At 33.5% G+C, this 26349-nt stretch carries 27 protein-coding genes; 1 reads left to right on the top strand and 26 read right to left on the bottom strand.

Annotated elements, in window-relative coordinates; genetic code table 11:
• Positions 1 to 233: 233 nt before the first annotated feature.
• From BXY75_RS00130 to BXY75_RS17040, 25 genes are all read right to left on the bottom strand, one after another.
• A complete protein-coding gene (locus tag BXY75_RS00130; RefSeq protein ID WP_121905684.1) occupies positions 234 to 596 on the bottom strand; it encodes a hypothetical protein in 363 nt (120 codons plus the stop codon).
• 286 nt (positions 597 to 882) lie between these two features.
• Entirely contained in the window at positions 883 to 1371 is a 489-nt protein-coding gene (locus BXY75_RS00125) for a hypothetical protein (RefSeq protein WP_121905683.1), read from the bottom strand.
• 727 nt (positions 1372 to 2098) lie between these two features.
• Entirely contained in the window at positions 2099 to 2824 is a 726-nt protein-coding gene (locus BXY75_RS00120) for a hypothetical protein (protein WP_121905682.1), read from the bottom strand.
• Between the two features lie 30 nt (positions 2825 to 2854).
• A complete protein-coding gene (locus tag BXY75_RS00115; protein ID WP_121905681.1) occupies positions 2855 to 3259 on the bottom strand; it encodes a hypothetical protein in 405 nt (134 codons plus the stop codon).
• Positions 3260 to 3497: 238 nt separating this feature from the next.
• Positions 3498 to 4433, bottom strand: coding sequence for a TIR domain-containing protein (locus tag BXY75_RS00110; protein ID WP_211331796.1), 936 nt, complete (start codon positions 4431 to 4433; stop codon positions 3498 to 3500).
• A gap of 161 nt (positions 4434 to 4594) precedes the next feature.
• A complete protein-coding gene (locus BXY75_RS00105) occupies positions 4595 to 4882 on the bottom strand; it encodes a type II toxin-antitoxin system RelE/ParE family toxin (protein ID WP_121905679.1) in 288 nt (95 codons plus the stop codon).
• Positions 4875 to 5114: a ribbon-helix-helix domain-containing protein gene (locus BXY75_RS00100; protein WP_121905678.1), complete on the bottom strand. Its 240-nt coding sequence runs from the start codon at positions 5112 to 5114 to the stop codon at positions 4875 to 4877. The genes BXY75_RS00105 and BXY75_RS00100 overlap by 8 nt, the downstream gene beginning before the upstream one ends.
• Before the next feature lie 286 nt (positions 5115 to 5400).
• Positions 5401 to 5958: a hypothetical protein gene (locus BXY75_RS00095; RefSeq protein ID WP_121905677.1), complete on the bottom strand. Its 558-nt coding sequence runs from the start codon at positions 5956 to 5958 to the stop codon at positions 5401 to 5403.
• Positions 5959 to 6234: 276 nt separating this feature from the next.
• Positions 6235 to 6987 (bottom strand): hypothetical protein, encoded by a 753-nt coding sequence (locus BXY75_RS00090; protein ID WP_121905676.1) that lies wholly within the window; start codon positions 6985 to 6987, stop codon positions 6235 to 6237.
• A 255-nt stretch (positions 6988 to 7242) separates the two neighbouring features.
• Positions 7243 to 7725, bottom strand: coding sequence for a GIY-YIG nuclease family protein (locus BXY75_RS00085; RefSeq protein ID WP_121905675.1), 483 nt, complete (start codon positions 7723 to 7725; stop codon positions 7243 to 7245).
• Between the two features lie 247 nt (positions 7726 to 7972).
• The gene (locus BXY75_RS00080; RefSeq protein WP_147437203.1) at positions 7973 to 8668 is read right to left on the bottom strand and encodes a hypothetical protein; all 696 of its coding nucleotides are present in this window, start codon (positions 8666 to 8668) and stop codon (positions 7973 to 7975) included.
• A gap of 665 nt (positions 8669 to 9333) precedes the next feature.
• On the bottom strand, positions 9334 to 9774 hold the full coding sequence (locus BXY75_RS00075; protein WP_121905673.1) for a hypothetical protein: 441 nt from the start codon (positions 9772 to 9774) through the stop codon (positions 9334 to 9336).
• Between the two features lie 307 nt (positions 9775 to 10081).
• Complete coding sequence (locus BXY75_RS00070) at positions 10082 to 11050, bottom strand: ligand-binding sensor domain-containing protein (RefSeq protein ID WP_170152824.1); 969 nt, start codon at positions 11048 to 11050, stop codon at positions 10082 to 10084.
• 209 nt (positions 11051 to 11259) lie between these two features.
• A complete protein-coding gene (locus BXY75_RS00065; RefSeq protein WP_170152823.1) occupies positions 11260 to 12126 on the bottom strand; it encodes an IS3 family transposase in 867 nt (288 codons plus the stop codon).
• Positions 12123 to 12512: a helix-turn-helix domain-containing protein gene (locus BXY75_RS00060; protein WP_121905670.1), complete on the bottom strand. Its 390-nt coding sequence runs from the start codon at positions 12510 to 12512 to the stop codon at positions 12123 to 12125. The genes BXY75_RS00065 and BXY75_RS00060 overlap by 4 nt, the downstream gene beginning before the upstream one ends.
• A 293-nt stretch (positions 12513 to 12805) precedes the next feature.
• Positions 12806 to 13315 (bottom strand): hypothetical protein, encoded by a 510-nt coding sequence (locus BXY75_RS00055; RefSeq protein WP_121905669.1) that lies wholly within the window; start codon positions 13313 to 13315, stop codon positions 12806 to 12808.
• 1205 nt (positions 13316 to 14520) lie between these two features.
• Entirely contained in the window at positions 14521 to 15195 is a 675-nt protein-coding gene (locus tag BXY75_RS00050) for a DUF4253 domain-containing protein (RefSeq protein ID WP_121905668.1), read from the bottom strand.
• 258 nt (positions 15196 to 15453) lie between these two features.
• On the bottom strand, positions 15454 to 15939 hold the full coding sequence (locus tag BXY75_RS00045) for an ester cyclase (protein WP_121905667.1): 486 nt from the start codon (positions 15937 to 15939) through the stop codon (positions 15454 to 15456).
• Between the two features lie 247 nt (positions 15940 to 16186).
• A complete protein-coding gene (locus BXY75_RS00040) occupies positions 16187 to 17095 on the bottom strand; it encodes a hypothetical protein (protein WP_147437202.1) in 909 nt (302 codons plus the stop codon).
• 1297 nt (positions 17096 to 18392) lie between these two features.
• Entirely contained in the window at positions 18393 to 18953 is a 561-nt protein-coding gene (locus tag BXY75_RS00035; RefSeq protein WP_121905665.1) for a hypothetical protein, read from the bottom strand.
• 245 nt (positions 18954 to 19198) lie between these two features.
• Positions 19199 to 21400 (bottom strand): S8 family peptidase, encoded by a 2202-nt coding sequence (locus BXY75_RS00030; protein ID WP_121905664.1) that lies wholly within the window; start codon positions 21398 to 21400, stop codon positions 19199 to 19201.
• A 243-nt stretch (positions 21401 to 21643) separates the two neighbouring features.
• Positions 21644 to 22156, bottom strand: coding sequence for a hypothetical protein (locus tag BXY75_RS00025; protein ID WP_121905663.1), 513 nt, complete (start codon positions 22154 to 22156; stop codon positions 21644 to 21646).
• Between the two features lie 257 nt (positions 22157 to 22413).
• The gene (locus tag BXY75_RS00020) at positions 22414 to 23109 is read right to left on the bottom strand and encodes a CHASE3 domain-containing protein (RefSeq protein ID WP_121905662.1); all 696 of its coding nucleotides are present in this window, start codon (positions 23107 to 23109) and stop codon (positions 22414 to 22416) included.
• Entirely contained in the window at positions 23087 to 23362 is a 276-nt protein-coding gene (locus BXY75_RS00015) for a hypothetical protein (RefSeq protein WP_121905661.1), read from the bottom strand. Before BXY75_RS00015 ends, BXY75_RS00020 begins: the two co-directional genes overlap by 23 nt.
• A gap of 284 nt (positions 23363 to 23646) precedes the next feature.
• Positions 23647 to 23805 carry a hypothetical protein gene (locus BXY75_RS17040; protein WP_170152822.1) on the bottom strand — a complete coding sequence of 53 codons (159 nt, stop codon included), beginning with the start codon at positions 23803 to 23805 and terminating at the stop codon, positions 23647 to 23649.
• Positions 23806 to 24224: 419 nt separating this feature from the next.
• On the opposite strand from BXY75_RS17040, the gene BXY75_RS00010 reads away from it, so the two are divergent.
• Complete coding sequence (locus tag BXY75_RS00010; RefSeq protein WP_121905660.1) at positions 24225 to 25166, top strand: Ppx/GppA phosphatase family protein; 942 nt, start codon at positions 24225 to 24227, stop codon at positions 25164 to 25166.
• A gap of 274 nt (positions 25167 to 25440) precedes the next feature.
• Here the strand turns inward: BXY75_RS00010 and BXY75_RS00005 are convergent, their stop codons facing one another.
• Positions 25441 to 26118 carry a hypothetical protein gene (locus BXY75_RS00005; protein ID WP_121905659.1) on the bottom strand — a complete coding sequence of 226 codons (678 nt, stop codon included), beginning with the start codon at positions 26116 to 26118 and terminating at the stop codon, positions 25441 to 25443.
• Between the last annotated feature and the right edge of the window lie 231 nt (positions 26119 to 26349).

Below are 26349 nucleotides of genomic sequence, written 5' to 3'. Positions count from 1 at the left end.
TAATTACTCAATTGTATTTCCAAATAATGAAGCACAACGGGTTTGTATAATAATCGTGGCGCTTGGCGCAGCGTGCGGCTTGAAGCAGCGACAGTTGTTCTGTTCTTAGTTTAGTTCCAATTATTCGGAGCTGCGTGAGACTCAGAAAGGCAAGCTTCCTCGATTTTTCAGAAACCAATATAGTCAATTATTTGCAGTAAACACAGTACTTTGCAGCCCAAAAGCCATGATTATTATACATGGTTGTGCAATGTTTTTTTATCAGTTATTCTTTTATTTATGAAAATCAGACCTAGAATAATTAAGAGCGCAAAAATTGATGAAAACGAAAAAGCGCCATCGGTATTTTCCGTAAAGGATTTTTTAAACGATTCAAATAACACAATATCACCTCCTAAAACCCACATCACAAGTTCATAAATAAAGAATCCGATAATTAATGAAATGACTTTACTCTTCAAACTTTTTATTTTTTTTCTGAAAATTAGAATAAGTGTAATATCTATCACAAAAACAATTAGTAAAAGAAGTCCAACAACATAAGGTATCATTCCACTTATTATACCTGGTATAGTGGTTTGAGAAATCCAAATCATACATAAAGTCATTGTTAGAATTGGATAAAGTAAACAGTAAATTATCATTTCATTATTCTTCAAAAGCGATGGTATGTAAATGTTGCACAACGGGTTTGTATAATAATCGTGGCGCTTGGCGCAGCGTGCGGCTTGAAGCAGCGACAGTTGTCCTGTTCTTCGTTTAGTTCCAGTTATTCGGAGCTGCGTGAGACTCAGAAAGGCAAGCTTCCTCGATTTTTCAGAAACCAATATAGTCAATTATTTGCAGTAAATACAGTGCTTTGCAGCTCAAAAGCCATGATTATTATACATGGTTGGTAACAGTTTTTTGTCCGAAATATACTATTACCGCAAAAATCAGATATCTAGAAAAAATAAAAATCGACTGGAAAGATTGCAATGTGTAATCTTCACGTATAAAATCAGCATAGTTACCATATTCATTATGCTTATTTTCCATAACAAATCTAGTTCCATAAACCGTATAAAAATATTGCGATAATTGAATTACGAAATATGCAATTATCCATAAAAGAAATATTTTCATAAGTTCTTTATCAGATACTTTTTGCTTTTTGGTCAGTTTATAAATTACATGAATTCCAATTAGTGTGAATATCAGAATCATACTAAGTTCTGTAATCCAAAAATTGTAAATAGGTTTTTGATCTAACCAAACTTGTAAATCGCGAACTAATACTTTAGCTAAATAGGTAAATCCGTTTATCGAATTAAAAATGAAGGCTCCAATTCCAATCAGAAGAATCAGTTGTTTTTTACTTATTTCTATCAATATGTATTAAAGTTTTAATTGTTACCAACGGGTTTGTATAACAATCGTGGCGCTTGGCGTAGCGTGCGGCTTGAAGCAGCGACAGTTATTCTGTTCTCGGTTTAGTTCCAATTATTCGGAGCTGCGTGAGACTCAGAAAGGCAAGCTTCCTCGATTTATCAGAAACCAAGATAGTTAATTATTTGCAGCGAACATCATACTTTTCAGCTCAAAAGCCATGATTTTTATACATTGTTACCTTAAGTTGCGAGACACGAACCATTGTATAGAGACAAACTACTGTTTTCAGAAAATGACTTTTCGAATTAAAACGAACGTGTAAAAGTAAATAAATCAGAAGTTGAATTGAAATCTAAACATTCAGATTACCAGAAAGATAAATTAAAATTTAATCAATTTAAAATCAGATAGGAGCGTGGTTCGTTAGTTCGAGGATTAGCTTTTTCCAAAGTTCGGTGTTCGGAACAAAATTCAGGAGAATTTTTGTTCCGAGCAATTTATGGTAACGGGTTTGTATAATAATCGTGGCGCTTGGCGCAGCGTGCGGCTTGAAGCAGCGACAGTTTTCCAGTTCTCGGTTTAGTTCCAATTATTCGGAGCTGCGTGAGACTCAGAAAGGCAAGCTTCCTCGATTTATCAGAAACCAATATAGTCAATTATTTGCAGTAAACACAGTACTTTGCAGCCCAAAAGCCATGATTATTATACATTGTTACCCATAGTTTGTTCAGCTGAAATCTGGACTATAAATTTCAAATTTTAAATTACTGTTCATTGAAATGAATTCAGATGCCTTTTTACTAATCATTTCATTTCGCAGTGACATTACATACTTTTTTTTAGTGTGTTTTTCATTCAATAGAAAGATGTCATAGTTAATCAGACCATATGATGCATCAGTACTGGCTACTGAAAACACTACCTTTTGTCTTTTTCTTAATTTCAAAATTGAGAAATTAGGATTGTCCGATAATTTGACTTTTCTTTTAAATATTAGTTTATCCGAAAAGAAATCAGCTTTATAAAGATCATTATTTTTTGCCGCCAAACCATTTTTTGAAAACATCAGAATTATTGAATAGAAAATGATTAAACATAATAAAACAATTGATCCGAGAATCAGTAATTTCATCTTAAGCTGTAAGAGAAAAATTATTATACCGAGAATTGTAATTATGAAAATTGACCAATTAATCTTTTGATAATTATCATAATTATATTCTAATGGTTGTCGTTTTAGTTCGGTTTCCAAATTATGGGTAACGGGTTTGTATAATGTTTGTTGCGCTTGGCGCAGCGTGCGGCCTGAAGCAGCGACAGCCACCAAGTTTCGTTTCGGCTCAATTCTCCGAAGCTGCGTGAGACTCAGAAAGGCAAGCGTGTTCGGAATATTCCGACGAATCATAATTTTGACTAAAAGTAATAATTTAAATTCAATTTTCTGTAAAGCCATGTTTTCATATACACAGTTGTACACTGGCTTTTAATCCGCAATGCTTTTAATTAAATCGTTTTGTAAATATTCAAATTCAGCTTTTTTCCAAAAGGTAAAATTTAATATTCCCGTAGAGCTGTCCTTTATCCAAATTCCGTTATCATTAGATTCCACTGTCCATTTAATTGGTTTTTCACCTTTCTTGGTCAGCTTTAGTCGACAATCTTTTGATAATCCGAAAGCAAAACAATTCAGAGCATCATTTTCATTATCAAATTCCTCGTGCCAAAAATCAAAAGCAACAGTGTAATTTCCGTTTCCATCAGAAGTCATAGATACTGGAAATCCATTTTTACATTTTGGATTTACTGTTATTGAATTTTCATCCAATTTATATTCCACTTCTGGATATTTTTTTAATCGGTTGACTATTTCATTTATAGTTTTGTTCATTTAAAAGCTTGTGTACAACGGGTTTGTATAATAATCGTGGCGCTTGGCGCAGCGTGCGGCTTGAAGCAGCGACAGTTCTCCAATTCTCTTCTTAGTTCCAATTATTCGGAGCTGCGTGAGACTCAGAAAGGCAAGCTTCCTCGATTTTTCAGAAACCAATATAGTGAATTATTTTCAGTAAACACAGTACTTTGCAGCCCAAAAGCCATGATTATTATACATTGTTAGGGCAAGTACTTTATACCTCAATTTTAAAGCCTATTGCTCTCAATTCTTTAATTATTTCATATCCAATTGAATCAACTGATTCAGTTACTTTTTTATAAAGTAAACCTGCAATATCATTTGGTAATGTAACTCCATCCTTATAGATACAACAAACATTACGTCTACCTAATTTAGCAGCAAAATATCCAAATTCAAATATCACATTTTGCCTTGCTCTTAACTCAAACTCTTTGTCCTTATCTTTATCATGTTTTTCATATTCAAAGACTGTCATTCCTACATCATCAGGTGTTAATAATATAAATGCGTAAGAAACATCGGAATGTTTTTCAAATTTTTCAATGATCGTCAGACCTTCATCAGCTTGCCTATGCAGTATTACTGGTTCTAACCCTATGTCCCTTAAAAATATATCAATATCATTTTTTAGTCCTGTATCGTGACCATGCACAACAAATACTTTATTATTAGATTTCTTATTCGATGTAATTGTTTTTTTTGGAGTTTTCCCCTTTTTATAGCCTACTGGTCCAGATATTAATTCATCAGTAACATCATTCGCTCGAGATGCTGCTCTCCAAGCGTAACTTGGTCCACCTATACTGATTACGTTGCTGTTTCTATTCTCAATTTTTATTTTCTCAATTATTTGTTCACTTGATTCTGAACTTTTACTAATTTGAATTCTATCTATATCATTTGGTTGAATCGTTTTACCATTCATTATAATCGGCTCTCCTTGTTCATAGGGTTCAATAACTCGAACTAATAATTGTTCTTCACTAAAATCATTTTTAGTTTCGTCACTTGATTTTTGTGATTTTAATGATATTCTAACGTGATAATTCATTTTTGTGTTTGTATTTGCCCTAACGGGTTTGTATAATAATCGTGGCGCTTGGCGCAGCGTGCGGCTTGAAGCAGCGACAGTTGTTCTGTTCTTCATTTAGTTCCAATTATTCGGAGCTGCGTGAGACTCAGAAAGGCTAGCGAGTTCGATTTTATCAGAAACCAATATAGTCAATTATTTGCAGTAAACACAGTACTTTGCAGCCCAAAAGCCATGATTATTATACGTTGTTGGCAACTGTATTGTTTTCCTCGAAACTAAAGAATATTCTTTAAATCTTGTCTACCAATAATTGTCATGATTTCTACAACTCCATGATTTATTTTGTAGTAAATACTATCAGATCCGCATACACATCGTCTATATCCGCTTTTAATAAAATCGACTGATTCAAAAGAAAACGGTCGTTCAGCAATAGTCACAAAATAATCAAAAAAGGCATCGTAATATTTATCAGCTTGGTTAATTCCAAATTTTTTGACCCCGTAATGATGTATTCGAATCAGATCCTCTTTAGCCGTATTACTTAATCTATATTTAGCCATTAAGTAAAGACTTCGATTGTTTTAGTATTTGCTCTTTCCCATCGTCAGTAAATCCACTTTTTTCAGCCTGGTCAATCTTAGCTCTTATCCAATCAATTTGTACTTGCTGATTTCTTACCTGTCTAATCAAATCATTAACGAGTTCGCTTTTACTAGAATATTCTTGATTGTTAACTTGAGTTTTCAGCCATTCATCATTTGGCTTGGTGAATGATATGCTTTGCCTTGTCATAATAATGATTTTGATGTAAATTTACACCAAATATGAATCACATGCAAATTTTTCCAATATTGTTGCCAACGGGTTTGTATAACAATCGTGGCGCTTGGCGCAGCGTGCGGCTTGAAGCAGCGACAGTTTTCCAGTTCTCGGTTTAGTTCCAATTGTTCGGAGCTGCGTGAGACTCAGAAAGGCAAGCTTGTTCGATTTATCAGAAACCAATATAGTCAATTATTTGTAGCAAACACAGTACTTTGCAGCCTAAAAGCCATGATTGATATACGTTGTTAGCATACGTTTATTCCGCAAACAAGCTCGTTTCAAAATAGGGGTATTCCGAATCTGGACTATACTGAAACATTCCATTAATACTCGGAAAACCATTTGGGTCTTCCCCAACCCAAACAGAATAAGTACCAATAACAGAATTGCCTAAACCTTTAAAATTTACAGTGGCTGCTCCAAATTCCGATAACTGTTTTTTACTTAGATTGCTTTTAATTTTTTTGATAATTGTCTGAGTGAAATTTTTATCTGTAACTAATTTTCCATTTTCAGAGTAAGTAAGCATTGATAAATCAGAAAAGTTTGCAGTTCCACCACAAGAATTATATCTATAATAAAAAAGTCCATCTTTTATTCCGTCACTATTTATATCAGACTCGCTTGATGACATTTGTTTTAAAAATTCCGAAAGTGATGGTGAATTTTCCTCACAATAATTAATTCCATCTTCGCTGATAAGTTCTTTAGTCCATTTTTCAGCTTCAATTTCGAGATTAGATTTCTTTACTTGTGCCGAACAACTTAGATTAATAAGTCCGACTGCTAAAAATGTTAAAATTGTTTTATTCATAAATATTATTTTCTGCGATTAATTTTTTTCTAAATGTATGCTAACGGGTTTGTATAACGCTTGTGGCGCCTGGCGCAGCGTGCGGCTTGAAGCGGCGACAACTACAAAGTTACTTCTTTTTTCAAATTATTCGGAGCCGCGTGAGACTCAGAAGGGCAAGCTTTACGTCTTATTCCGACCTACAAGATAGCTAATTATTTGTAAGAAACTCACTGTTTACAACACTCTTAGCCATAAGCGATATACGTTGTTGTGTGTAGTTAATGTTATGTGTAGTTAAGAAAATATGTCCTTAATTTTTAAAATTAACTTTTCAGATGTTTCCTTATTCATTCCGGTGGTAACATGCTCGGCTAATATTTTTATTTTCGTGTCATTGAAATCGTAGAATTCTTTAATTATTTCTTCTGATAATGATGATAGGAATAGTATAGATGAGTCTTCAATTCTTTCATAAAACCTACTTAAATTAGAGTGATCTTTTGTGGAATTATTTTTAAACTCCTTGATTGAATTCAAGCTCTTGTCAAGACTATTGATAGAGTGTTTTAATGAATTGTTTACATTCCTTAATTCATTTACCTCTTTGTAACCAGCAATATTGGACAAGTCAATATTTCTACCTTTTAAATACTCGATTATGTTTTCCCATTTATATGTTTTTGAAATACTATTATCTTCATAAAACATTATTAAAAATCGTTTTAAATTTATCTCCAAATGCTTAAAGGAATAGATGATTTTCATCTCATATAGGGCAGATAATTCTTCTTCAATAAAAGTACCGTTGTTAATTTTTTCATGCATTTGCTCAGAAATTGAGCTTCCAAATTCGTTTATCCTTTCTTCAGCTTCATTATATTCTTTTGGATTGTTTTGGGACATAGTAGCCCAATATTCAAGATCAGACCCAATTTCATCAAAAGCATTATTTAATTCTTGAATAGACTGATTGACTCCACGGTCAAATTTATTATCGATTGACTGAAAGAATTTTTCTATTTGATATTCTTTATGTTTCTTTTTCAATTAAAAAATAGAATTTGTTATTAATTACACACAACGGGTTTGTATAATGTTTGTTGCGCTTGGCGCAGCGTGCGGCTTGAAGCAGCGACAGCCACCAAGTCTCGTTTCGGCTCAATTCTCCGAAGCTGCGTGAGACTCAGAAGGGCAAGCGAGTTCGGATTGTTCCGCCAACCAATTTAGCTAAATATTTTCTAAAAATTCAAAATTATTACCGAACAAGCAATGAACACTATACATTGTTAGCAAATGGCCCTTTTATTTGAAGTCTCTGAGGTAATCCATTACTGTTTTAAACTTTCTTTTTTTAAAGGAATTTGTCAAAAACATTTGATGATTTGAAATCATAAATTCTTCAATTTCTAATCTTCCAAAATATACCTCTACGAATGATACATAAATTTCTTCATCAAAGAATTTGTCCAACTTGGTTTCCACCTCAGAATTATATTTTTTACTTGATTTAACTCCGTTGAATCTTATATGGTCTATCTGTTTTCTGAAAGAATGATTGACTGTTCTATTTATTTCACCCATTCTCTCACGCAAACTTCCGCTTTCTCCTATGTACAGTAATTTATTATTCTTCTCAAACAGGGCATATATGCCAGGACCATCAGGTATCATTTTCCGTCTCCATTCAATATTTTTCTCAAACTTGATTCTTTCGGCTGTAAGAAGTTTTTCTTGAGTAAGATGAAGAATATCAAGTAGTTCTTTAGAGGGTTTATTCAAATTCATCTGAGTGTTGATTCGGGCTTTTTGCTAACGGGTTTGTATAATAATCGTGGCGCTTGGCGCAGCGTGCGGCTTGAAGCAGCGACAGTTTTCCAGTTCTCGTTTTAGTTCCAATTATTCGGAGCTGAGTGAGACTCAGAAAGGCAAGCTTCCTCGATTTATCAGAAACCAATATAGTCAATTATTTGTAGTAAACATAGTACTTTGCAGCCCAAAAGCCATGATTATTATACATTGTTACCTCACGTTTTTAATGTACTTCTTTAAATTTATATCTGTAATTATAATTGGAGCTACCCTTAAATATTATTAAAAATAGGGCGCCACCACTGTATTCAGATTGATCAAATATTAAATTTTGATCATTGTCTAATGTCATTCTCGATTTAACGATATCAATTCCACCAACTATAAATGGGACACCACGAATATTCTGTTTATTCGTTCTAACGTAAAGATAACCATCATTCTTTAGCTTAGTCGGAAGAACCTGCTCTTTTATAATTTGATTGTTCTCAAAGTAGCTTATTTTAATAGTTTTATCAGACATTGTACTTAATTGAAAATAATATTTTTTTAGACTATCTATTGTTATATTATTCTCAATTGTAACTTTATTAATTTTAGAGTAGAAGTCGGAGTAGTTTTTAACTTCTTTTTTCGAATTTTTGAGTATCATTTGAGACTCAGAAGGAACTATCTCATATCGTCCATCCAATTCAGACAAGTTCAATTCGTTTAGTTTTATCTGATTATTGAAATTCTCATTGAAAGTAGCGCAGCTCTGAAGGAATATCAGAAGAACAACATTCAATGAAATTATAATCAGTTTTTTCATTAGGTTGGTAAAAAAATGTGTGGTAACGGGTTTGTATATGAAACGTGGCGTTTGGCGCAGCGTGCGGCTTGAAGCAGCTACAGCAATCATTAGTTCGTTTCGGCTCAATTTTCCGAAGCTGCGTGAGATTCAGAAAGGCAAGCAAGTTCGGATTAATCCGACGATTCATATTATGATTAAAAGTAATAATTTCAATTCAATTTTCCACTAAGCCATGTTTTCATATACATTGTTACATTAAGTAGCGAGACACGAACCGTCGGGCAGGGAAGGAACTTGGTTTTCAGTCGCATGCTTAACGCAAAAGAGTTAACAAATAATTTTATCAGAAGCACGATTTTCCGACTTCACGTTAATACCATTATGACTTTTAATAATAAAATAGAAATATCGGGAAGAGAATGAAAATGAATTTAGTCGTAAGCCATTCGGAATCGAAACGAACCATTAATTTTGTCAGATGCGGGATTTTTCTCCTTCGCAATAACATCATCATTTCCAATGATTTGCCCGGAAAGGAAATCAGATGATTTTTTTCCCGAGCTATTTTATGTAACGGGTTTGAATAAGCATTGTGGCGCTTGGCGCAGTGTGCGGCTTGAAGCAGCTTTGCCATCAATCGCTCGTTTCAGCTCAACTTTCCGAAGCTGCGTGAGACTCAGAAGGGCAAGCGTGTTCGGCTTATTCCGAGAACCAATTTAGTCAAATATTTGTAGCTGACATAATTCTATTTTGAAATAAGCCATGATGACTTATTCGTTGTTGTACGCTGGTTATTTTAGGCCATATTTCTGTAGATTTATTTCCACAATCTTAGATATCTCACCATTTACAGATTCATTTTGCTCCTCGACGCCAATTGTCAAACTTTCCTTTATATCATCAATGTCAATTGATTCTTTCTTATTACCGGATACAATTTGTTTAGTTTTTTTAACATGACTTAAATATTGTCGTTTTTCCACTGGAAAAAAACTTTCAGACCAGTCTATTTTATTCCGAGGATTCAGTTCATTTATTAAACTTGCAAGCTTGTACAGGGTTCCGTCTTCCATCCATGTTTTGGACATTAAATGGTCAATCCATTCAGAGATAATCTTGCCATTTTCTGTTCTTGAATGATCTAGTTGAGAAATTCTGATTTGATAAATAGGTGATTCTTCTTCATCTCTATAAAGATTCACTATTTTTCCTTCTACTTTAATATCTATCATACTAATTTATTATTAATTATGAAATCGTTATTTGATAACTTGCGTACAACGGGTTTGTATAACGTTTGTGGCGCTTGGCGCAGCGTGCGGCTTGAAGCGGCGAAAGCAACCATCATCTTTTTTGTTCCAAATTAACTGAGCCGCGTGCGAATCAGCCGGCAAGCGAGTTCGTATTTTTCGGAAGTACAATTTACTAATATTTGTTAAGACTTTTCAATTATTACAGAGGAGCGCCATAAATGTTATACGTTGTTAGCGGCTGCCATATTTTTCACGAAAGTTTTGATTATTCAAATTTTTAGTTTTTTTATTCAGAAAATGTTGTGAAGTTTTCCCCATCGTATTTACTTAAACCTGTGTTTCTAGTTCCGAACCAAAGGTTTCCATCGTTATCTTCAACTATAGAAAATACAGCATTATGAACAAGTCTATCTTTTGTTGTGAATTGAGTAAAAGATTTCCCATCGAAACGCCAAACCCCACCTGTATAGTCAATTTGTCCGGTTATGCTCTCTGTTGAAAACCAAAAATTTCCATTTTTATCTTCAACAATAGTATACACACTATTGATACCCTCTTTTTTACCAATCTTGGTTAACTCTTTTCCATCGAAACGGAAAGCTCCATCACTAGTTCCAAACCAAATAAATCCAGCACTATCTTCCATAATGGATGGGACCCTCACATAGCCAAAATGCTTTATAGTAACATTTGGTTTAAGTCGAGCTAAAGTCTTACCATCAAAAAAGGATATACCTTCACCTACATAAGAACCAAACCAGATGTTTCCGTTTTTATCTTCTAACATTGATTCAGTGTTTTTAAGATGTAAACTATCACTGTTTAGTATGCTTTCATTGTTTAGAAAAGCAGAAAATACGTTCTCTTTATACCTATAAACTCCCTTGTTAGTTCCAAACCAAAGTGTTCCATTTTCACGCTGCATCATAGATAGTATTGTTACTCTTGAATTTATTTTATCAAAAGGAACAGCGACTATCTCTTTTCCATTAAACTTATATAAACCATCATCGGTTCCAAACCAAATATTTCCACTTTTATCTTCTAAAATAGCCCCAACAGAATTAGTACTTAAACCGATAGTAAATTGAGTGAATAATTTACCATCATAACGGTAAACACCTTCCCCAGTAGTGCCAAACCAAAGATTTCCTTGTGTATCTTTAAGACTACAATGTACATTATGACTAACGCCAGAACCTTGTGTTTTTACAAGTTTAGGTGTTCCAATAGTAATTGTATCTGTATTTTTCAAATGATCGGTTGGTTTAGTTTTGACTTGTCCATTACAAGAAATATAAAATACTAGTATCAGTAAACTATATATAATGTGTCTGCTAAAGAGATATTTAATCATAATTTCATTTTGGCTTTTATATCTTTATTTGGAAGTTGATTTATTTTCGTTAACGTCATGTATTGTCCTGATATAGGTTGACCTTTTTTTGGTTCATTTTTCATTACTTAAAAGGTCAAAAGTTCTAAATTTTCTTTGTTCATTTTGTAGGAACGGTACTCAATTCCTTGATTACTATGAACAAATTTCGGTGTTTGAAGATTTAAACTAAAATGCGGTCTTTTAGTATTGTAAATGGCGACTGCTCTTTTAATGATCTTCTTAGCTAAGGTAACATTTTTTATAGTTCGTTTGAGTCCAAATTCATATTTAAGGGTTCTGTTGATTCTTTCGGCTACTGCATTTTCGTATGGATCGTATTGTTGGGTCATCGATAAGGTAATGTTGTTTAACTCGGCAAAGCTCGTATATGCTGGATTGCAATACTGAATTCCTCTGTCAGAATGATGAATCAACTTCATATTTGGATATTTTCTATTTTTAATGGCCATAGCCAGTGCATCGGTACAAAGTGATGTTCTCATATGCGATGCCAGTTTATAGCCCATAATTTGCTTAGAATAGGCGTCTGTGACCAGAGCCAGGAAACTATTTCCTTTCTCGGTTTTTATATAGGTGATGTCACTTACCCAGAGCTGTTCGGATCGGGTTGGGGCTTTGTCTTTAATGAGGTTTTTGTATTTGTAAAACTGATGTTTAGAATTGGTGGTTATAAAATGTCTTTTGGTTCTTGGAACCAGCAGGTTATGAGCTCTTAGAAACCGAAAGAACTTATCTCTTCCTATGTGTATATTTTGCTGTTGCATTTGCGTTTGAAGCAAGTTATAGAGTTTTCTTCCACCGGTTCGCTGGCTTATTTTTTTTCTGCAATCCCTGACCATTTCAAAGAGCAACTGTTCTTGTTGTTCTTTTCGGGCGTGTGCTTTAAGTCGTTTATAGAAGGCTTGTTTACTAATCCCAAAACATTCGATCAACCATTTTCTTTTAAACGGTTTTGTTTCTTTTTTTCTATTTCGTCTGCTAATGTTTTGGGCAACGACTTTTTTGATAAATCGACTCCGGTGATCAGTTCCATATCAGCAATGATATCCTGCTGAAAGTCTTTTACGAACTCAAGTTCTTCGATCCGTTCCTTTAGCTTTTTGATTTCATTTTTCTTGCTCATACCAAGTTTCTTTTGTTCTAAGGTACTGTATTTTTTTAACCAGTAATCAATAGAGGATCTTGAAACTTGAAATTTTTCTGAAGCATGGTTTACGGAAATTCGTCCGTTTTGAATCTGATCGATAATGGTCAGCTTTAAATCGAAACCTATTTTCTTGTAGGAAGTTTTTCGGCAGGGTGGTTTTTTGTCTTTCATTAGGATAGGTGCTAAAAGGTTTAATTTTTAGTCAACCTATTTCAGGACGATGCATCGGTATTAATTATGCCTAACGGGTTTGTATAATAATCGTGGCGCTTGGCGCAGCGTGCGGCTTGAAGCAGCGACAGTTCTTCAAATCTCTTCTTAGTTCCAATTATTCAGAGCTGCGTGAGACTCAGAAGGGCAAGCTTCCTCGATTTATCAGAAACCAATATAGTCAATTATTTGCAGTAAATACAGTACTTTCCGGCTCAAAAGCCATGATTAATATACGTGGTTGGGCAATGTATTTATTCCTTATTATTCTTCTCAAAGTTCTGAATAATCGATGATATTAAGATTCCGCCAGTAGTTCCAGCTAGAAATCCCCAAACACCGATGGCGCCTCCTAAACCCGCGATTCCAATTCCGCCAGTACCAAAAATCATCAGTCCCACAATTGTGCCGAGAAATCCACCAATAAATAATTTAGATCTCGGTGATTGGTCAGTCCATAAAACTTTTTTTATTTCAGTTGTTTTTTCGGTTTTACTTAATTCAGATGTTTGAATTTCTTGAACTTTTTTTAATAAACCTAAAAGTCGTTCACGTTGTTTTGTTGATAGTTTTTTTAAGAATATAATTCCTTTATTAATTTGCTCGTACTCTAAAATATCAGACTTATCTTCTTTCTCCAAATCAGTTGTATTAGAATCTACATCAGGATATGGTGGACTTTCTAGTTGGTCGCTTTTTGTATTTTTCAAAACTTCCAAAATAAATTGGTTATCCTTATCGGTTGTTTCTTTAGATTTTTTCATTTTAACGTGAGTGTTTATATGTTGCCCAACGGGTTTGTATAATAATCGTGGCGCTTGGCGCAGCGTGCGGCTTGAAGCAGCGACATCTTTTCAATTCTCTTCTTAGTTCCAATTATTCGGAGCTGCGTGAGACTCAGAAAGGCAAGCATCCTCGATTTTTCAGAAACCAATATAGTCAATTATTTGCAGTAAACACAGTACTTTGCAGCTCAAAAGCCATGATTATTATACATTGTTACCTTAAGTTGCGAGACACGAACCATTGAATAGAGGCAAACTACTGTTTTCAGAAAATGACTTTTCGAATTAAAACGAACGTGTAAAAGTAAATAAATCAGAAGTTGAATTGAAATCGAAACATTCAGATTACCAGAAAGATAAATTAAAATTGAATCAATTTAAAATCAGATAGGAGCGTGGTTCGTTAGTTCGAGGATTAGCTTTTTCCAAAGTTCGGTGTTCGGAACAAAATTCAGAAGAATTTTTGCTCCGAGCAATTTATGGTAACGGGTTTGTATAACAATCGTGGCGTTTGGCGCAGCGTGCGGCTTGAAGCAGCGACAGTTATTCTGTTCTCGTTTTAGTTCCAATTATTTGGAGCTGCGTGAGACTCAGAAAGGCAAGCTTCCTCGATTTATCAGAAACCAAGATAGTTAAATATTTGTAGCAAACATTATACTTTTCAGCTGACAAGCCATGATTTTTATACATTGTTACCTTAAGTTGCGAGACACGAACCATTGAATAGAGGCAAACTACTGTTTTCAGAAAATGACTTTTCGAATTAAAACGAACGTGTAAAAGTAAATAAGTCAGAAGTTGAATTGAAATAGAAACATTCAGATTACCAGAAAGATAAATTAAAATTGAATCAATTTAAAATCAGATAGGAGCGTGGTTCGTTAGTTCGAGGATTAGCTTTTTCCAAAGTTCGGTGTTCGGAACAAAATTCAGAAGAATTTTTGTTCCGAGCAATTTATGGTAACGGGTTTGTATAATAATCGTGGCGCTTGGCGCAGCGTGCGGCTTGAAGCAGCGACAGTTATCCTGTTCTCATCTTAGTTCCGATTGTCCGAAGCTGCGTGAGACTCAGAAAGGCAAGCTTCCTCGATTTTTCAGAAACCAATATAGTAAATTATTTGCAGTAAACACAGTACTTCGCAGCTCAAAAGCCATGATTAATATACATTGTTGTGTGTCCGTTTTTAATCCCACCACAATAACAGTCGTTTTTCTTCTTTTATTATTCTTTCAAGCTCACTTATTTCCCCAACTCCTTGGTCTGCTGAATCTGGGCAAAAGTCGTATACTTCTTCTGCGAATGCTTTAACATCAGCAATGTCTTTACTAAAAGTTAAGTCAACCCAATCATAATCAGCTCCTAATATTTCAATTCCATAGGTCTCGTCCCAAACTTTGAGCTTTTCGATAACATCTTTATTTTCTATATCGAAATTAATTCCGTCGGTTTTTTGAATTCTAAGAATATCAAATTTGTCTAATGATTTAATAACCGATACAGTTGAAGGACTTTCGTATCCGCTTTCCGATAAAAACAATTGATAACCTTTACTTTTCAATTCCACTCGATTTTTCATTATAATTTCATACGCTTGATTTTCGGATGTAGTAAATGAAATTCCGTTTAACTTTTCAATTCCTGTTTTACTTTTCTTTCCATTTTCGTCAATAACATAACCAGGTTCGGATATTTCTAGCTGAAAAAACTCCGCATTAGTTGATTTTTTTAAATCAGACAAAATCTCTTTTTCAAACTCTATATTATTAAATAATAATAGTTCGGATTTAGAAAAATTTGCCAAATTCTGTCCGCAACTAATTAGAGCAAATAATAATAATCCGTAAATCAATTGTTTCATAATTTTCTAGGATGTTTTTAAATGGCACACAACGGGTTTGTATAACGCTTGTGGCGCCTGGCGCAGCGTGCGGCTTGAAGCGGCGACCACTACAAAGTTACTTCTTTTTACCAAATTATTCGGAGCTGCGTGAGACTCAGAAGGGCAAGCTTTACGTCTTATTCCGACCTACAAGATAGTTAATTATTTGTAAGAAACTCACTGTTTATAACACTCTTAGCCATAAGCGATATACGTTGTTGTGCACAGGTATTTCTATTATTTCTTAAAATTAAGAATTTGTGTTTTTATACTTGGGTCATCAGGAAAGCACCATTGTTCAGCTATTTTACCATTACTTATTCGATAAATCGAAACTTCGTATATTTCAATTTTCGCTCCTGTTGAATCAATTCCTTCGTAAGTTCTGGTATGAGTTGCTGTCGCTTTATAGCGAGTTACGACTTTATCCTTTTCTTGAATGATGTCAACTATTTCTTCGTTCCAATCTGGAAAAAGTGTTCTCCAGTCCGAAATTGCTTTTTGAGTATCTTCAATACCTGTCCATTCTTCACTTGTTAAATAATGACAAACAAAGTCAGAAGTTAGTATGTCATTTAAGTTGTCATATTTACCTTCATTCCAAACTTTGTGATACTCCAAAACAACTTCTTTGTTTTTCTCTAAAACTGAATTATTATCTGTTGATTGGCAACTACAGAATAGTAAAATTATAGTCAGTATCGTTAAAAATGCTTTATTCATAATTTTCGGATTAGATTTTTTTTACTTGTGCACAACGGGTTTGTATAACGCTTGTGGCGCCTGGCGCAGCGTGCGGCTTGAAGCGGCGACCACGACTAATTTACTTCTTTTTTTCAAATTATTCAGAGCCGCGTGAGACTCAGAAGGGCAAGCTTTACGTTTTATTCCGACCTACAAGATAGTTAATTATTTGTAAGAATCTCACTGTTTACAACACTCTTAGCCATAAGCGATATACGGTGTTAGCCTACGTATTTATATATTTTGACATAGCTTCATTGATTATTTCAGCTTGATTCTTTATTGTGAATTTTTGTCCGAGAGCAACTTTAGAATCCGCTATTTTCTTTTTTATCTCTGCTTTTAATTGAGCATTCATTTGTCCTTTTTTTCCTAAACGTTGATGAATTTTATCCAAATTTGTATCGAGTTCTTTGTCAACTGCTTTAACTCCATAATTCTTAATGTTTTCCACGATTAGCGAATATTCTTTATGTGAAACGCTAAAAATTGATTCATTCTCGGTTGGAATATTAAATTCAGCTTTATTTTTCAAATTTTCTGAACTGTAAAAATCCATAACCATACCTTTTAAATGACTTGTTTTAAAATACAAGAACAAAACATATTCGTCAATCATAATCGAATACGGTCTTTCGTAATTTGGACGCCAATGAAGCCAAGTCCAATTTTTGTCGGAATAGTGAGGCGAACGCAGTAATTTATAGCCAATATCATTTAAGTCCGAATCTAAAGGATTTGGTTTTATTTCAGTCAGATTATTTTTCAGGTATTTTTTTAAAATTCTATTTAATCTTTTTTCTTCTTTTACTTTTAGTTTAAATCCGCTATAATCTTGAATCGATAATCTCCAAATAATTGAAGTCCAAAATAGGAAGGCGACAAATCCTGATGTCGAACCTTCATAAACTTGGTCGAACTCTGGATTTTGATTTAAAGTGTTAGCATATTCCGATTCGATGACTGATAAATTTGATTCGCAACTTGTACAGAAATAATTGTCTACAACTCCGTCAATATTATTCTTTTCAATAAGTTCATCCGTTACTTCTCCATAAACTTCTTCAAGCTTTTCGGGAAGTACAGCTCTACCAAAATATGATGTTGTTTGTTTAGGGGTTATTACAAACCCCATTTCCTTATCTCTACCAGTTTCCCCTTCTTCATTATCAATTCGTTTTGAAAGAAAGTGAGGAACTATGTGAGAACCTTTTTTATCAGCTGGATTTTCGTTGCAAAGTAGACAGTTTCTCATATGTAGGCTAACGGGTTTGTATAATAATCGTGGCGCTTGGCGCAGCGTGCGGCTTGAAGCAGCTCAGCCATCAATCGTTCGTTTCGGCTCGATTCTCCGAAGCTGCGTGAGACTCAGAAGGGCAAGCTCCCTCGATTTATCAGAAACCAATATAGTCAAATATTTGCAGTAAACACAGTACTTTGCAGCTCAAAAGCCATGATTATTATACATTGTTACTTTCTGTGCGAGACACGAACCTAATGATTAATACAAGCCATTGTTTTCAGAAATAGACTTATCGGATTGAAAATATCGAGTAAAAATAATTGCATCAGAAGTTGAATTGAAAGTAAAGTTTTCAGTTGACCGAATTGTAAATATTAAAAACGTATCAAAATTGGATCAGATATAAGAGAGTGGTTCGTCCGTTCGAGGATTAGTTTTTTCCTTAGTTTGGAGTTCGGAAAGGAAATCAGATGATTTTTTTCCGAGCGATTGAAAGTAACGGGTTTGAATATGAATCGTGGCGCCTGGCGTAGCGTGCGGCTTGAAGCAGCTTTGCCATCAATAGTTCGTTTCGGCTCGATTCTCCGAAGCTGCGTGAGACTCAGAAGGGCAAGCGTGTTCGGATTGTTCCGACAAATCATATTTTGATTAAAACTAGGAAATATAATTCAATTTCCCACTAAGCCATGATTGCATATTCGTTGTTACTTTTTGTGCGAGACACGAACCAGCCGAATTACGAGAACCATTGTTCTCAGAAATGACTTTCCGAATTTAGACGAAAGTGTAAGAGTAATTAAATCAGAAGTTGAGTTGAAATAGGAAAATTCAGATTATCAGACTGATAAAATTAAATTGTATCATTTTTAAATCAGATAGGGAAGTGGTTCGTCAATTTAAGGATTAGCTTCTTTCTAAGTTTGAAGTTCGGAAAGGAAATCAGATGATTTTTCTTTCCGAGCGATTAAAAGTAACGGGTTTGAATATGAATCGTGGCGCTTGGCGCAGCGTGCGGCTTGAAGCAGCTCAGCCATCATTAGCTCGTTTCGGCTCAATTCTCCGAAGCTGCGTGAGACTCAGAAAGGCAAGCGTGTTCGGATTGTTCCGACCTATCATATTTTGATTAAAAGTAGGAATTTCAATCCAATTTCCAAACAAGCCATGATTTCATATGCGGTGTTATGTTTTGTTATTGTCTTAGAAGCTTCTCGAAAATATCAAAATGATGTTTCTCAGATCTTAGTTCAATTTTTAATTTATCGTCCTTTTGTTCAATCAGATATATTTCTTTCGTATCGAATAACTCTGACAACTGATTACACAAATTCGTAATTAATTGGTGATCGTGGTAATCAGATTTTATTACATAATCTTTATCGAAATCAAAAGTTGATAAATTGCTTTGAAGTTTCATTTTAAAATAATCAGATTTAGTTTTTCTGCGTATCAGAAATTCTGAATTATGTGTTCCAATTCTTTTCGTACTCCATTCAGCCGCAACAAATAAATTCTGTCGTTTCGCCGAAAGAATTAGGTTTCCACTAGTAAAAGTAGATTTTTTATAAAAAAGCTCCCATTCAATTGGATCAGATATTTTACCAAAGATTTGATAGGAAAAGGCATTGAAAGTTCCTTTGACCATACCATTTTTAGAAGCAATATAGTTTTCAAATTCAGCGCAGAACTTTTCATTCATTTGATAGAATGGAGATGAAATTTCAGAACTTCCAGCATTGGATTTTATTACCATGTAGCGACTTTTCTTAATAAAACATAACGGGTTTGAATATGAATCGTGGCGCTTGGCGCAGCGTGCGGCTTGAAGCAGCTCAGCCATTATTAGCTCGTTTCGGCTCAATTCTCCGAAGCTGCGTGAGACTCAGAAAGGCAAGCGTGTTCGGATTGTTCCGACGCATCATATTTTGATTAAAAGTAAGGATTTCAATTCAAATTCCAAACAAGCCATGATTGCATATTCGTTGTTATGCATAGTGCTTATGCAGCAATTGTAACTTCTATCTTTTTATAAATATCAGAAAATTCAGAACTCACATTAGTATAAACATCGGTTTTTTCATTTTCATCGATGATTTCGATTACAACAGAGAAATCTTGTAAATAATTTTCATTTACTTTTCCTCTAGTATAAAGTCTAAGTCTTAATTCCCATAGTCCTGCCAAATAAGATCTACTAAATGATTTTTCAAATTGAATTATGGGATTCCAAGGGAGATTATATTTATCATCACCTGAAATCGTTATATCTTTCATACCACTAGTTGTATTCTTAATGAGAGTAGCTGATATTCTAGCTTCTGAATACTCTTTTTCATTATCAGGGTTTACAGGTGGGTCATATGTTACTGTTATTTTTACCCGTAATTTAGTATCTTCTTCATCTGCTCTCAATGTTACTGGAATATGAAAACCAATATATTGATAGTTATCCTGGTCTAATTGACCTTCGTAAATATAAGCAGCGTTATGATCTCCAGCAGTTAATGCTCTTTCAATATTTGGCTCTCCAAAGCCGACATAGTTTAAACTAGATTCACTTAATTCATCATGATTGTTTCTAGGTTCTGTAAAATGACATAATAAACCTTTAACTAGATTTGGGTCACTTTGTGGATATGCATCGAAGAGTCTTTGTGCATATTGAGAGATTAAAGGGGCAGAGTAACTTGTTCCATTATCAACAGCTAAATTCTTACCATCTTTTGAGATTCCATAAGTTGATAGTCTTGATGAGAAGGCATAGGGTATAATAAAATTTCCACCATGCGCCACCAATTCAGGCTTAATTCCATTATCTGCTCCTGGTCCTTTTCTTGAGAATGGCGAAACAAAATTTACATCTGATAAAGCGGTTGTATTCGTATGTTTGGCAATCGAACCTATTGTTAACCCTAAAAGTGATTCTGCAGGGCAACCAATCCTAGATAGTGGATTAGCATAGTGATCAATTGGAAAAGTTCCTAGAAGTCCACGAATATTTCCTGCAGCTATAACGAATAGTACTTTATATTCTTTTGAAAGGAAGTCCAATAATTTTGCTAAATCAGAAAACTCAGTATCTTTTATTGGTGAATCAATTCCTAAGGATAAGTTATAGACTTTTACGATGTCAGCATATTTAGTGACGGTATCTTCGATAGCTGTTCTCAATAAAAATTCACTCGGACCTATTACTTGACCTAAATTATTAACTCCGAACACAGATAAATCAATTAGATTACAGTATGGATTTAAACTATGAGTGCCGAGACAATTATCTATATCATCCCCAAAAACACATCTACTTGCAACAAAAGTTCCGTGATTATAATCACAATCAATGGATGATGGATCAATATAAATAAGTTGGTCTTTTATTAAATTATCCATTATACCATTCCGATTAATACCAGAATCGACAATACAAATTAAAGAATCAGATTTAACTGGATTAATTTTTAATGGATTTGGTAGAGTGTCGGAAGGAAGTGCCTGTGGTATAAAAAATGTTTGACTAGTTTTAATCTCTTTTATAGTTGAGAAATCCGTAGCGATTTGCGGCAAATATTTTGCTTGTATTGTACAGTGCAAGGAGGAAACACCGTTTTTAAAGTTACGCTTGTTTATATTATCGGAAAATTGTCTTAGTTCAACTTCTATAGAGTTTGTTATCGCAAGCAATTCCTTTGTTGATATAGCATTGAAAAGATTAATTACTATTTCAATACTTTCATCGGATTCATAATTAATTGCTTCGTCTATTTTGTTTTCAGGCGGAATACTTGAAATACTCTCGATTGGGGCAAAATAAGTTTTGCCAATATTTTCAGGACTAGCAATATAATTCTCCAATCTTTTTCCAAACTCATCAAGCTTTTCTTTCCCAATCTTCGCGGTTCCAATTGATTCATTTTTGGCAGAAAATGATAATAATTCAAAACCAAGATTTTCAATTTTTTGCTTTTGACTTTTAATTGTTATTTTTTCGGGTGTTTCTATTTGTAAAAATAAATCACTGGTGTATTCAATATCTTTTTTCTTGAACTCGGTAGCAATAAATTCTTTAGTTTGAGTCATAAGCTTTTTTCCGTGTTCAGAATGACTTATCCTTTGCACAGTTGGCGCAAACCCCTGCTTATCATATTTTACGTTTCGTATATTTCCCTTAGGGATTTCGAAATGGAATTTTTCTTCACTCATATTTTTTTTGCATTATGCATAACGGGTTTGTATAATAATCGTGGCGCTTGGCGCAGCGTGCGGCTCGAAGCAACGACAGTTTTTCTGTTCCTCGTTTAGTTCCAATTATTCGGAGCTGCGTGAGACTCAGAAAGGCAAGCTTCCTCGATTTTTCAGAAACCAATATAGTTAATTATTTGTAGTAAACATAGTGCTTTGCAGCCCAAAAGCCATGATTATTATACATTGTTAGCAAAAGTTTTTTTATTCCTTTTTCAAAAAGTCAGTAACTAAAGTATTCTTTTCAGATTCCATTTCACAAGTCCAACTGTCTATAAACCATCGTCCATTTTCATAATGAAGTTGAACGCTATTTAGTCCTCGAACATTGGATTCAGTTTTTGGGTCAGTTCGTATTTCAAATGCGCTCCAAACTTGTGCAATATTTCCGTATTTACTAACTTTTCTTTTAAGTTCCTTTTCATAAAAATCTTCTTTCGGTGATAATCCGATTGGAATATATTCCGCTTCAAGAGTATGCGATTCCGCTTTTCCGTTTTCGTCTAATCTTGTGATAGCAGCATTTTTTGAATGAATAAATTTATCTCTTTCAAATTCCCAAGGTTCACTACTCGAACCTGAAACAACATCATAATATGCGTTTATTATCGCATCTACTGATTTTACGTCTTCTGCATATTTTTCTTCGTTTGTTTGTCCGAAAATTGAATTGAAAGCAAAAATTATACTTATTGATGTTAGAATTATTTTGTTCATAACGGTTGGTTTCAAATTTTTGCTAACGGGTTTGTATAATAATCGTGGCGCTTGGCGCAGCGCGTTGGCGGCAGCAGCGACAGTTTTTCTGTTCTCGGTTTAGTTCCAATTATTCGGAGCTGCGTGAGACTCAGAAAGGCAAGCGAGTTCGATTTTTCAGAAACCAAGATAGTCAATTATTTGCAGCAAACATAGTACTTTGCAGCTCAAAAGCCATGATTAATATGCAGTGTTGTGCGTCGTTTTTTCTCCGTGATTTATTCTTGTTTTTCCTTTTGATTTTCCGTGATGTACCATAAATCTTTTTCTTTATTGTATGTCAAGTTTTTTCTGTAATGTACTAATAACATCATTGCCGAATCGATTTTCTTTCCTTGAATCTGTATATAATTCGTAGTGTCGCCATTTCTAACTTTATAATATTCTCTAAAGTTAATTCCGTAATTATCTTTTGCCATTTCCAATTTTTGACGCAAAGTTGATATTTGTGATTTTTGTGTTATACGTAAAATTCTTAAGCTATCTATTCGCTCTTGAAGACTGTCATTATCGTCCAACAAGTTTTTATAAGTAACAATCTTATCTCCTTTCTTTTGATATTTGTATGAGGTTCGAGTAGTAAAACTATCAACTTCTGTTTCTTTAATGTCCATAATTGTTTTCATAATTGAATCTACTTTTTGAATTTCCAGTTCTGAATTAATATTAGTTAGCTCAATATTTTTATATACAGAGAAACAAAACAAAGCGATAAGTATTACGAGTAACGAGGACATCATTAAAAGAATTTTCCTAAAACCTTTAAAAAATTTAAGTAATTCTTTAGTCAGTTTTTCGAGTTCATTAATTGTTTCCAATTCTTTTCCGTCTTTTCCTTGCTTTAAAGTATTGTATTTCTTTAAAACTAATTTAAAAGATTCGCTGATTGACCTATTCTGATTTTTCTTGCTCATAGTCAGCGATTTTTAGGATTAATTCTTTGTTTTCAATTTTCAGGTTATCTATTTCACGCACTAAATTTTTTAGTTCTATAAAATTGTTTTTCTTGATCTCTATAATTTCAACATTTTTTTCAAGATTTTGATAATATACTCCAGCACCAAAACCCATACCTATCAAAGTCAGAATTGAGATTGCTGTACCAGTATTCGTTCCCATTTTTTTTATGAGAATTTCAATCGATAAGTTTCTTTTTTTCTTTGACATTAAATCCTAACGGATGTTTTTTTTAAATGACGCACAACGGGTTTGTATAATAATCGTGGCACTTGGCGCAGCGTGCGGCTTGAAGCAGCGACAATTGTTCTGTTTTTCGTTTAGTTCCAATTATTCGGAGCTGCGTGAGACTCAGAAGGGCAAGCTTCCTCGATTTTTCAGAAACCAATATAGTCATTATTTGCAGTAAACACAGTACTTAGCAGCTCAAAAGCCATGATTATTATACGTTGTTACCTTTAGTCGCATTCCGCAAGTATAATAAGACAAAATAGTCAAAAACTACTGTAAAATTTATATAGAATATATGTTTCTGCTTTTTGTTTTATTAAAAACTTCACTATTTCGTTATCGGGAGTCTTTACTAAATATTCCCCATCAAAATTAAGATATAATTCCCATCCTGCTAATTCTCTGATAAATGTAGGTTTCATAAAAATTCATTTTTAGATTAATAAATGTTACTTTTATGAATAGATTTCGGTTTAAATTGTTTAATCTGAAATTCTATCCAAATAAATTCAAGCCATTGGCCTGAATTTGGTAATTACTACAGTGCGTTTTTCCTAGACAGACGAGCGCACTGTTTTTTTGGATTTAGTTAAACCGAATTACTGGAAAGAATAATAAAAGCTATAGTATACCTCTTGACGAAAGTTGCTATAGTTTTAGATGTAATTTTTTGAAACAAAGTTAAAACGATAGCTAGGTATTGTAAGCAAAAGATTGCTTAACCTAAATATTCTCCTATGTAAATGGAAAACTAAAGATTTTGGGCGCTGACTTCCCAAGGTTTCTGAACAGCAATTAAAGTCGTTTTAACTTTGAAATAAAATTACGAAAAGTTTTTAGAATGAACAACAATATAATTGGGAATGATTTAATTTTCATTGAATTAGGGTCTTACGCAACTAAAATTCTTGATTGGCGAGGCGAAGAAAATCTATGCCCTCCAATTGTCAATCCCTATAATTTAATAAGCATAGAAGGAAATTTTCAATTAAAAGTATTCAATAAATCCGTCATCTACAGATTAAAAAAACGGTTGAAAGAACTGACTAGACCCACAACTAAAATAATTGCTTTTGCAACTGGTATATATAGAAATTCTACAAATGCCAATACTTCCTTAAAAATTTTATGTGCTATTCCAAATCTTGAACTTTTTGTTTTAACTCCGAAAGAAGAAGTTTTATTAAGTTGTAATTCAATTTTAAAAAGTAATAATAAACTCACTAATAAAATTGTCTATATTGATATTGGTGGTGGTTCAACAGAGATTGCATATTTGTTAAATGGAGATTTAATAAGATTTGTTAGCATTGATTTAGGATTACTTTTGATGACAGTTCACTTTTTTCATCATTCTTCAAACATACACTCTGGCTTAACTAAGATTAATGATAAGTTTGAAAAAGTCATAGAACCTGTAAAAGGTTTTCTTGAAGATATAGGTTTGATGATTTATGAAAATGAATGCACAGTTCTAGTAACGGGAATGGTAGTGAAAAAAATTGATAAAAAGTATTTAAACGACAATACAATTGAATTCAATGCTTACAGTGAATATTTAGACTTCTTACAGTTAATCTTGACTAAATATGACGATATTCAAGATTTAAATAATAGTTTTAAAAAATCCGAAAATTGCAAAATGAAATTGAGTATGTATTTAGGAGGTGCTTTTTTACATTTATTATTAATTCATATTAATGCTCAAAAATTTAAAATCAATTTTAATGGTTTGAGTAATGGATTTAGACAACAATATTTAAAAAAAATCAATAAATCTTGATGTTAGGTGATGTTTTTTTAGCAATTAAAGGTAACGGGTTTGTATAACGCTTGTGGCGCCTGGCGCAGCGTGCGGCTTGAAGCGGCGACCACGACTAAGTTAGTTCTTTTTTCCAAATTATTCAGAGCCGCGTGAGACTCAGAAGGGCAAGCTTTACGTCATATTCCGACCTACAAGATAGTTAATTATTTGTAAGAAACTCACTGTTTACTACACTCTTAGCCATAAGCGATATACGGTGTTAGCATTAGTTAGGAGTGAACTCAATCATAGATTATTGACATTCAAAATTAGAAATACCTAACATCAAATTACTTATATAACTTGATTGACCGAGTGATTTTTTATATTCTTTACTTAAATTTTCATCTAATTTAGAGATTAATTCGGGACAATTTTTGAAATATGGTTTAAGGTATTTTTCTGTAAATTTTTTGTCATCTTTCGTATTGTTTGAAGATCGTTGTTTTTTGTAAACGAATACTTGATTATTTTTATCAAATAAATAGTAATAAAAGGAACTGTGGGAAAAATACTCAGTCAGAATATAGTTTTTATTTTGTGCTATTACCTGATGTAAACGGTTGAAGCCAAATGCGCTACCTATTTTTAATCTTGTGTAATAATTATTGCCTACAAAAAGTTCTGATATTTTTTTTTGCTTTACTTTGATTACTTTTCCCTTCTCATCATGATAGAAAAGTCTTTCTGCGGTTAGCCCATAATCCGTCGCTGAACCGATTTCTATTAATGCTTCAATGGCATTTTTTAATCTGTAAATTTCTACTTTTTCTCCTTTTATAGTAATAAAATAACCAATAGACTTTGATTTATTTTCTTTTAATCGCTCATTCAAGTTACTCATTTTTTCTTTTCTCGATAAAGAATCAGTTTGTGAGTATAAATTGATATTCGTAATTATCAAAAGAATCGTAATTATTGTGTATTTCATTTTATTTATTTTTGGTCTAAATTATTAAATTATAGTTTATGCTTTTTTAATTAATGCTAACGTGTTTGAATATGAATCGTGGCGCCTGGCGCAGCGTACGGCTTGAAGCAGCTCAGCCATCAATCGTTCGTTTCAACTCAATTCTCCGAAGCTGCGTGAGACTCAGAAGGGCAAGCGAGTTCGGACTATTCCGACGATTCATATTTTGACTAAAAGTAATGATTTCAATAC

This window comes from Ulvibacter antarcticus, assembly GCF_003688405.1.
Lineage (GTDB): Bacteria > Bacteroidota > Bacteroidia > Flavobacteriales > Flavobacteriaceae > Ulvibacter > Ulvibacter antarcticus.
Note: the sequence above shows the minus strand (reverse complement) of the source record. Positions and strands in the feature narration are given on the sequence as shown.

Coding starts and splice junctions, on each gene's coding strand:
- BXY75_RS00005 (WP_121905659.1), bottom strand. CDS start 26,118: ATGAAATACACAATAATTACGATTCTTTTGATAATTACGAATATCAAT.
- BXY75_RS00030 (WP_121905664.1), bottom strand. CDS start 21,400: ATGAGTGAAGAAAAATTCCATTTCGAAATCCCTAAGGGAAATATACGA.
- BXY75_RS00055 (WP_121905669.1), bottom strand. CDS start 13,315: ATGAAAAAATCTAAAGAAACAACCGATAAGGATAACCAATTTATTTTG.
- BXY75_RS00130 (WP_121905684.1), bottom strand. CDS start 596: ATGATTTGGATTTCTCAAACCACTATACCAGGTATAATAAGTGGAATG.
- BXY75_RS00085 (WP_121905675.1), bottom strand. CDS start 7,725: ATGAATTTGAATAAACCCTCTAAAGAACTACTTGATATTCTTCATCTT.
- BXY75_RS00115 (WP_121905681.1), bottom strand. CDS start 3,259: ATGAACAAAACTATAAATGAAATAGTCAACCGATTAAAAAAATATCCA.
- BXY75_RS00015 (WP_121905661.1), bottom strand. CDS start 23,362: ATGTCAAAGAAAAAAAGAAACTTATCGATTGAAATTCTCATAAAAAAA.
- BXY75_RS17040 (WP_170152822.1), bottom strand. CDS start 23,805: ATGAAACCTACATTTATCAGAGAATTAGCAGGATGGGAATTATATCTT.
- BXY75_RS00045 (WP_121905667.1), bottom strand. CDS start 15,939: ATGAATAAAGCATTTTTAACGATACTGACTATAATTTTACTATTCTGT.
- BXY75_RS00040 (WP_147437202.1), bottom strand. CDS start 17,095: ATGGGGTTTGTAATAACCCCTAAACAAACAACATCATATTTTGGTAGA.
- BXY75_RS00050 (WP_121905668.1), bottom strand. CDS start 15,195: ATGAAACAATTGATTTACGGATTATTATTATTTGCTCTAATTAGTTGC.
- BXY75_RS00075 (WP_121905673.1), bottom strand. CDS start 9,774: ATGATAGATATTAAAGTAGAAGGAAAAATAGTGAATCTTTATAGAGAT.
- BXY75_RS00110 (WP_211331796.1), bottom strand. CDS start 4,433: ATGAAGAACAGAACAACTGTCGCTGCTTCAAGCCGCACGCTGCGCCAA.
- BXY75_RS00120 (WP_121905682.1), bottom strand. CDS start 2,824: ATGGCTTTACAGAAAATTGAATTTAAATTATTACTTTTAGTCAAAATT.
- BXY75_RS00095 (WP_121905677.1), bottom strand. CDS start 5,958: ATGAATAAAACAATTTTAACATTTTTAGCAGTCGGACTTATTAATCTA.
- BXY75_RS00100 (WP_121905678.1), bottom strand. CDS start 5,114: ATGACAAGGCAAAGCATATCATTCACCAAGCCAAATGATGAATGGCTG.
- BXY75_RS00035 (WP_121905665.1), bottom strand. CDS start 18,953: ATGGTAATAAAATCCAATGCTGGAAGTTCTGAAATTTCATCTCCATTC.
- BXY75_RS00060 (WP_121905670.1), bottom strand. CDS start 12,512: ATGAAAGACAAAAAACCACCCTGCCGAAAAACTTCCTACAAGAAAATA.
- BXY75_RS00105 (WP_121905679.1), bottom strand. CDS start 4,882: ATGGCTAAATATAGATTAAGTAATACGGCTAAAGAGGATCTGATTCGA.
- BXY75_RS00010 (WP_121905660.1), top strand. CDS start 24,225: ATGAACAACAATATAATTGGGAATGATTTAATTTTCATTGAATTAGGG.
- BXY75_RS00020 (WP_121905662.1), bottom strand. CDS start 23,109: ATGAGCAAGAAAAATCAGAATAGGTCAATCAGCGAATCTTTTAAATTA.
- BXY75_RS00025 (WP_121905663.1), bottom strand. CDS start 22,156: ATGAACAAAATAATTCTAACATCAATAAGTATAATTTTTGCTTTCAAT.